7 protein-coding genes are annotated in these 7,367 nt (G+C 58.4%); 2 read left to right on the forward strand and 5 right to left on the reverse strand.

Going from position 1 to position 7,367, the window contains the following annotated elements:
* From recJ to xerD, 3 genes are all read right to left on the reverse strand, one after another.
* Window positions 1-1,651, reverse strand: a 1,651-nt coding sequence (gene recJ / locus Q7O77_RS12190) for a single-stranded-DNA-specific exonuclease RecJ (protein WP_304167604.1), incomplete at its 3' end; no start/stop codon positions are given.
* 7 nt (window positions 1,652-1,658) lie between these two features.
* Entirely contained in the window at window positions 1,659-2,369 is a 711-nt protein-coding gene (gene dsbC / locus Q7O77_RS12195; RefSeq protein WP_304167607.1) for a bifunctional protein-disulfide isomerase/oxidoreductase DsbC, read from the reverse strand.
* Window positions 2,370-2,448: 79 nt separating this feature from the next.
* Complete coding sequence (gene xerD / locus Q7O77_RS12200; RefSeq protein WP_304167610.1) at window positions 2,449-3,348, reverse strand: site-specific tyrosine recombinase XerD; 900 nt, start codon at window positions 3,346-3,348, stop codon at window positions 2,449-2,451.
* Between the two features lie 252 nt (window positions 3,349-3,600).
* Between xerD and Q7O77_RS12205 the strand changes: the two genes are divergently transcribed.
* Together Q7O77_RS12205 and fldB are read left to right on the forward strand one after the other, a co-directional pair.
* Window positions 3,601-4,929, forward strand: coding sequence for an MFS transporter (locus Q7O77_RS12205; protein WP_304167612.1), 1,329 nt, complete (start codon window positions 3,601-3,603; stop codon window positions 4,927-4,929).
* Window positions 4,930-5,086: 157 nt separating this feature from the next.
* A complete protein-coding gene (gene fldB / locus Q7O77_RS12210; protein WP_304167615.1) occupies window positions 5,087-5,620 on the forward strand; it encodes a flavodoxin FldB in 534 nt (177 codons plus the stop codon).
* Window positions 5,621-5,676: 56 nt separating this feature from the next.
* Here fldB and rlmF read toward each other — a convergent pair whose 3' ends face one another.
* Window positions 5,677-6,630 carry a 23S rRNA (adenine(1618)-N(6))-methyltransferase RlmF gene (rlmF, locus tag Q7O77_RS12215; RefSeq protein WP_304167619.1) on the reverse strand — a complete coding sequence of 318 codons (954 nt, stop codon included), beginning with the start codon at window positions 6,628-6,630 and terminating at the stop codon, window positions 5,677-5,679.
* A 262-nt stretch (window positions 6,631-6,892) separates the two neighbouring features.
* Entirely contained in the window at window positions 6,893-7,309 is a 417-nt protein-coding gene (locus tag Q7O77_RS12220; RefSeq protein WP_085652692.1) for a protein YgfX, read from the reverse strand.
* Between the last annotated feature and the right edge of the window lie 58 nt (window positions 7,310-7,367).

The following is a 7,367-nucleotide window of genomic DNA, read 5'->3' on the forward strand; positions in this document are numbered from 1 at the left end:
CCACCTGTCGGACGCTGCTGTCCGGCCACTGCGTGGTATCGACGTTGAACGCGATGCCGTCCAGCAGAGGGCCTCCCGCCAGCGGTTCCACCATCACTTTGAGATGACGTTCCCCGACCAGACGCTGTTGCAGCAGGCGAAAATGACCGTCGAACGTCGGCTCAGGGAACGTCTGCCCCCAGGGACCGGCGTCCCGCAGCAGCTGCGCGGTGCTCAGCGTCAGTTCCGGGGCAGCCAGTTCACCGTCGGACCAAATGACGCCCTGTAGTTGCGAAGCATCCAACCACTCGCCGACCAGTTCGCCGAAGCGCTCGCGAAACTCTTCAAAACGCGCTTCTTCCAGCGACAGCCCGGCGGCCATCGCATGTCCGCCGAACTTCATCATCAGGCCGGGACACGTGGTGTCCAATCGCTCCAGCGCATCGCGCAGGTGCAGACCCGCCACCGACCGTCCAGAGCCTTTGAGAATGCCGTCGCCCGCGGGGGCGAACGCGATGACCGGTCGGTGGAAGCGCTCTTTGATACGAGACGCCAGAATGCCGACGACGCCCTGATGCCACTCCGGATGATACATCGCCAGACCGCAGGGCAGCGTCTCGCTGCTGCGTTCCAGCTGTTCGCACAGCTGCAGCGCCTCAACCTGCATCCCCTGCTCGATTTCACGCCGGGTCTGGTTGAGGGCGTCAAGATCGCTCGCCAGCATGCGCGCCTGAACGATGTCGTCACTCAGCAGCAGCGCTACGCCGACAGACATATCATCCAGCCGTCCGGCCGCATTCAAGCGCGGGCCGAGGGCAAAGCCCAAATCGCTGGCAACCAGCTGCGTCGCCTCGCGATTGGAAACTTCCAGCAGCGCGCGAATACCGGGACGGCATTTTCCCGCGCGGATACGGTTTAGCCCTTGGGCCACGAGGATGCGATTGTTGGCATCCAGCGGCACCACGTCCGCCACCGTGCCCAGCGCCACCAGATCCAGCAGCTCCGCCAGATTAGGCTCGGTCAGGCCGTGCTGTTCAAACCAGCCGCTATCGCGCAGCCGCGCTCGCAGCGCCATCATCAGGTAGAACGCCACGCCGACGCCCGCGAGAGACTTGGAGGGGAATCCACAATCCGCCAGATTAGGGTTGATGATGGCATCCGCCGCGGGCAACGTTTCGCCCGGCAGATGGTGGTCCGTCACCAGCACGTCGATCCCACGCTGATGCGCATCGTCTACGCCTGCGTGGGACGAAATACCGTTGTCGACCGTGACGATTAGCTGCGCGCCTTTGGCCGCCGCCTGCGCCACCACTTCGGGACTCAGGCCATAGCCGTCTTCAAAACGATTTGGCACCAGAAAGTCGATATGCTGGCCGCCCATGCGCCGCAGCGCCAGCACGGTCAGGGCCGTACTGGTCGCGCCGTCTGCGTCGAAGTCGCCAACGATCACGATGCGGCGTTTATCCGCCAGCGCGGCCTGCAAACAGTCCACCGCCTTGTCGATCCCCGAAAGCTGCCGGTAGTCCAGCAAGCCGCGCAGGCTGCGTTCAAGTTCCTGCGCAGCCTGAACGCCGCGTTGGGCGTAAAGCCGACGCAGCAGCGGCGGCAACGTATCGGGAAGATGATGGCTCTCCACCGCCGGACGGCGGCAGAGCTGGGTTACGAAAGTCACGGAGCGCTTAACCACCCGACTTCTGAGAGGCTTTGTGCGCCTGCAGCATACCGACCATCTCTTTCGGATCCTGATAACCCGGGATTACCGAGCCATCATCCAGCACGATGGCTGGCGTGCCCTGTACGCCGAACAATACGCCAAGCTGATAGTGCTCGGAGATGTCGGTTTTGCAGGTTGCAGGGGAAATGTCGTCGCCTTTCATCGCGGCATCAAAGGCTTTTTTGCGGTCGGCTACGCACCAGATGGATTGCATATCCTTTTCCGTCTGGGAGCCTGCGCCCTGACGCGGGAACGCCAGATAGCGGACGGTGATGCCCAGCGCATTGTAGTCGTTCATCTGCTCATGCAGTTTGCGGCAGTAACCACAGGTGATATCGGTAAACACGGTGATCACATGCTTTTCCTGCGCGGCCTTGTAAACAATCATCTGATCTTTGAGCGCTTCCAGCCGACCCATCAGAATGTGGTTGGTGACGTTGACCGGATTTTTTCCGCTCACGTCATACAACGGTCCTTGCAACAGGTGTTTGCCGTCATCGGTGATGTACAGCACGCCGTTCTCGGTCAGCAAGGTTTTCATTCCCGGGATGGGCGCCGCCTGGATTTCCGCATTTTGCATGCCCAGACGCGTCAGTGACTGTTTAATCGCGGCATCGTCCGCGCTGGCGCTCATGGCGGCGACGAGCAGAGAAAGCAGTAATGCACTCTTTTTCATAAATTGATCCTGTTCTTGGATGAGGCGTGATAGACAGCCGACATGGCTGATGCGCCCCACCCCATGATTCATCTGTCAATCACGCCCGGGGATGGTGCTGCTGATGCAGCTGCTTCAGGCGTGCCGTGGCGACGTGAGTATAGATCTGCGTCGTGGACAGGTCGCTGTGGCCCAGCAACATCTGTACTACGCGTAAATCCGCGCCATGGTTCAGTAAATGCGTGGCAAAAGCATGACGCAAAACATGCGGAGAAAGTTTAGCGCTGTCAATAGCAGCGATGACCGCATAGTGCTTGATGCGGTGCCAGAAGGTCTGGCGGGTCATCTGCTGCCCCCGACTACTGGGGAACATCACATCGATCGGCTTATCGTTGATAAGCCAGGGACGGCCATATTCCAGATACTGCTCCATCCAGTGCACCGCTTCTTCTCCCAGCGGCACCAGACGCTCTTTGTTGCCTTTGCCGATGACGCGAACCACGCCTTGACGCAGGCTGACGTCGCTGATGGTCAGTCCCACCAGTTCCGAGACGCGCAGGCCGGTCGCGTACAAGACTTCCAGCATCGCTTTGTCGCGCAGTTCAAGGGGCTTGTCGACACAGGGGGCATTGAGCAGCGCATCGACCTGCGCCTCCGTTAAGTCCTTCGGCAATCGCTGCGGCAGTTTGGGGGAAGAGAGCGACGCGCTAGGATCGTCCGAACGCTGCTTTTCGCGATAAAGATACTGAAAAAGTCGCCGGGTTGCGCTCAGCAGACGCGCAGAGCTGGTCGCCTTGTAACCGCCTTCCAGCCGTTCGGCCAGAAAAGCCTGCAGGTCAGCGGCTTCCGCCTGCAATAGGCCGCTCTCGTGGTGCGCCAGCCAGTCCGCCAAAGAGCGCAGATCTTGTCGGTAGGACGCCAGCGTGTTTTCAGCCAGATTCCGCTCCAGCCACAGCGCATCGAGAAACTGTTCGATCACGGTTTGATCCGGTGTCTGCATGGCGGGCTCCTCTGTTTCATGCTGCGACCATTATGCCTGACAGCACGTGAACGGGGTACAATTCGGTAATTGCTTTTATTTTTATCATATCCTGCGGCAAAAAATGCGGCTTGAGGGATTATATCTTACTAATCAGGCGAAAAGCGGGACACATCCTAGCGCAGCCCGCGTCAGACGCGGCCTGGTGGTTTGAAAATAAGCATTTTCTATGCATAAAATACGCGTCCGTGTTGTTAAAAAACTGAAAAAACTATGCAATCCTCCGTCGCATCCACTGTTGATGACAATCAGGTTCCAGACGCCCCCGTAAACTCCCGTAATAAGGTTGTGGTTGCTTCTCTGGTCGGTACTGCCATCGAATTCTTTGATTTCTATATCTATGCTACTGCCGCGGTACTGATTTTCCCGCACATCTTTTTCCCGCAGGGTGATAACACTGCGGCAACACTCCAGTCACTGGCGACGTTCGCGATTGCCTTTATCGCACGACCCATCGGTTCCGCCCTGTTTGGGCATTTCGGTGACCGAGTCGGACGAAAGGCCACGCTGGTGGCTTCGCTGCTGACGATGGGGATCTCCACCGTCGCGATCGGCCTGCTGCCGAGCTACGAAACGATCGGTATTCTGGCGCCAATGCTGCTGGCGCTGGCCCGCTTTGGTCAGGGTCTCGGTCTGGGCGGCGAATGGGGCGGTGCAGCGCTGCTCGCCACAGAGAACGCACCGGCGCACAAACGCGCGCTGTACGGCTCGTTCCCCCAGCTGGGCGCCCCCATTGGCTTCTTCTTTGCTAACGGCACCTTCCTGCTGTTGTCCTGGCTGCTGACGGATGAACAGTTTATGCACTGGGGCTGGCGCGTGCCGTTCATTTTTTCCGCGATTCTGGTGCTGATCGGGCTGTATGTCCGCGTTTCGCTGCACGAATCTCCGGTCTTCGCCAAAGCCGAACAGGCGGGTAAAAAAGTACGGATCCCGATGGGGACGCTGCTGAGCAAACATCTGAAAGCGACGATCCTCGGCACGTTCATCATGTTGGCGACCTATACGCTGTTTTACATCATGACCGTCTACTCGATGACCTACGGCACCTCGCCGATTCCGGCCGGGCTGGGTATTCCACGTAACAACTTCCTGTGGATGCTGATGATCGCGGTTATTGGCTTCGGTCTGATGATCCCGGTCGCCGGCTATCTGGCCGATATCTACGGCCGCCGCCGCACCATGATCGTCGTCACCTGCAGCATGCTGGTCTTCGCCTTCGTCTTCCCCTCCCTGTTGGGATCCGGCGAACAGTGGCTGGTGATGGCGTTTCTGGTGCTGGGTCTGAGCATGATGGGCTTCACCTTCGGTCCGATGGGCGCGCTGCTGCCGGAGCTCTTCCCAACGGAAGTTCGCTACACCGGCGCCTCATTCTCCTATAACGTGTCGTCGATTTTGGGTGCTTCAGTCGCGCCCTATATCGCCGCCTGGCTGACCAGCAACTATGGGCTGTTCTACGTCGGCGTCTATCTGGCGGCGATGGCGACATTGACGCTGATCGCGCTGCTGCTGATCAAAGAAACACGTCACCAATCCCTCGATTAAACACCGTGGGCGAAGACATTCGTCTTCGCCCCGATGCTTTTCCCACAGTCATTTGTACTTTACGGGCGTAGTATACTTCGCCAGACTAACGCATTGACTGTGCGCTGCCGCGCTGCGGCAGCGCCTTACATTCACTTTCCCAACACACTGACGACTTATGAAGATAGGACTTTTTTACGGCTCCAGCACCTGCTACACCGAAATGGCGGCAGAGAAAATCCGCGACATCCTGGGTGCGGATATGATCGAACTGAATAATGTCAAAGATGTCGATCCCCAACGTATGGAAGACTATGAAGCGCTGATCCTCGGCATTCCGACCTGGGACTTCGGCGAAATTCAGGAAGATTGGGAAGCCATCTGGCATCACCTGCCGACGCTGAAACTACAGGGAAAGATCGTCGCGCTGTACGGGATGGGCGATCAATTGGGATACAGCGAGTGGTTTTTGGATGCGCTGGGTATGCTGCACGAGCAGCTACAGCCGCTGGGCGTGAGATTCATCGGCTACTGGCCGACTGAGGAGTACGATTTCATCAGCACCAAACCGCTGACGCCCGACGGCAAGCACTTCGTCGGACTGGCGCTGGACGAAGTGAATCAGTATGACATGAGTGAAGACCGCATCCAGCAGTGGTGTGAACAGATCCTGCAGGAACTCAAAGCGCTACGCCAATCTGAACAGGCGTAACGTCCGCCGCCGGGCTACGGTGATTTCATCCATATCCCGGCGCGCTTTTACGACTATCAACGACGCTTCTGCGCCCACCATTTGGTGCGAGCGGCTGGCGTGAAGAAGCTCCAGGCGATGAAACGACTCTGCTTCTGTCCCTGCGCCATATCCACGGTTTTAACGCTCTCCGCGCCCACCTCATCCAACACGCGATACAGATCCGGCAAATTCTCTTTGCGTGAGACCAGCGACGTAAACCACAGGCATTGACGTGAGAAGACCTCACTTTCGCGGATCATCTGCGCGATAAACGCCTTCTCTCCACCTTCACACCACAGCTCATCTTCCTGCCCGCCGAAATTGAGCGGCGAACGCTTGTCCAGACCAAGGTTGTGCAGCTTCCTGCGCGAGCCCTGCTTCGCCTCGTTGGCCGAGGCATGAAATGGCGGGTTGCACAGCGTCGCATCAAACAGCTCATTTTTGTGAATGATGCCGTTGAGGATAGCCTTACTGTCTTTTTGACGACGCAAGCGGATTGCCCGGCTCAGACCGGGATTGGCGGCGATGGTCGCATTGGCCGCCTGCATGGCCTGTGGATTGATCTCGCTGCCGGTGAAGCGCCAGTCATACTCCCTCTGACCAATCAGCGGGTAAATGCAGTTGGCGCCGCAGCCGATATCCAGTACGGAGGCATCACGCGGCACCTGAGACTGATTATCCTCGGCCAGCAGATCGGCAAGGTGATGAACATAGTCCGCCCGTCCGGGGATGGGCGGACAGAGGAATCCCTCGGGTAAAAACCAGTGTTCGATCTGATAGAACTCGTGCAACAGCGCCTGATTCAACATTTTGACCGCGTCTGGATTGGCGAAATCAATCGACTCGTCGCCGTAGTCGTTCACATGAACGAACGGGATCAGCGCAGGATGCGTGAGTTTCAGGGCGGTAAAATCGTAGCGGCCGCGATGGCGGTTGCGCGGGTGCAGCACATTTTTCTGCGCGGCGCGTTTTTCTGCAGGCGTGGTCATCAGCTTCTCTCTTGTTGAACGACGCGTAAGATACCCGCTGCGGCAAATCGCGTAAATCGCTGCGGGCATTTTTCTCACGCATCGGCCCGATCGACAGCGCCGATGTTCTTCACCTGTCGGCGAAGGGCGAGAGATTCAATAGACACCGCAAGCGTGCGGAAGCGTTATCGCAACGGGGGCCGAGGGAGAGCCGTTCACTGGCGAACTGCAGCCCCGACGCGGCGGCGATCAGTCCATCGCGCGAGCGCTACATGACGCGTCATTACCCTGCGCAGCGGTCCTTCCGCAGCAAAAGCTGACGCAGGTGCCGCCACTCATCCCGCCCCATACTGTCCGAGGAGAGCCACAGACGCTGTTCCAAGGCCGCCCCGTCCGCCGCGCGCAGCGACAGCAGGATACCGCTCTTAAGCATCCACGGCCGTTTGACGATACACCACTCTCGCTGCTGCCAGCGCAGATGACGTTCACCGTGCAGCGAGATCGCGCCGTGGCGAGATTTGATGTTGCGCTGGCTTCGAATGAATCCGAACATCACCAGAGACACCAGCCCCAGCCATAGCGGCGCATAACCGCTCGGCCATGGGGCCAGCAGAATCAAGAGCACCATAATCCCGTGTACCAGCAGAGAAAACAGCTGCATACGCCAGGAAACTTTAAGATCACATTGCCACTGGGCCACGGTGTTTATTTCGCGTCTGAATAAGGGAAACCATACGTTTAAGTTCCTGATCTGATGG

It is taken from the genome of Lonsdalea britannica, assembly GCF_946477055.1.
Lineage (GTDB): Bacteria > Pseudomonadota > Gammaproteobacteria > Enterobacterales > Enterobacteriaceae > Lonsdalea > Lonsdalea britannica_A.

Coding starts and splice junctions, on each gene's coding strand:
- xerD (WP_304167610.1), bottom strand. CDS start 3,348: ATGCAGACACCGGATCAAACCGTGATCGAACAGTTTCTCGATGCGCTG.
- dsbC (WP_304167607.1), bottom strand. CDS start 2,369: ATGAAAAAGAGTGCATTACTGCTTTCTCTGCTCGTCGCCGCCATGAGC.
- fldB (WP_304167615.1), top strand. CDS start 5,087: ATGAAGATAGGACTTTTTTACGGCTCCAGCACCTGCTACACCGAAATG.
- Q7O77_RS12205 (WP_304167612.1), top strand. CDS start 3,601: ATGCAATCCTCCGTCGCATCCACTGTTGATGACAATCAGGTTCCAGAC.
- rlmF (WP_304167619.1), bottom strand. CDS start 6,630: ATGACCACGCCTGCAGAAAAACGCGCCGCGCAGAAAAATGTGCTGCAC.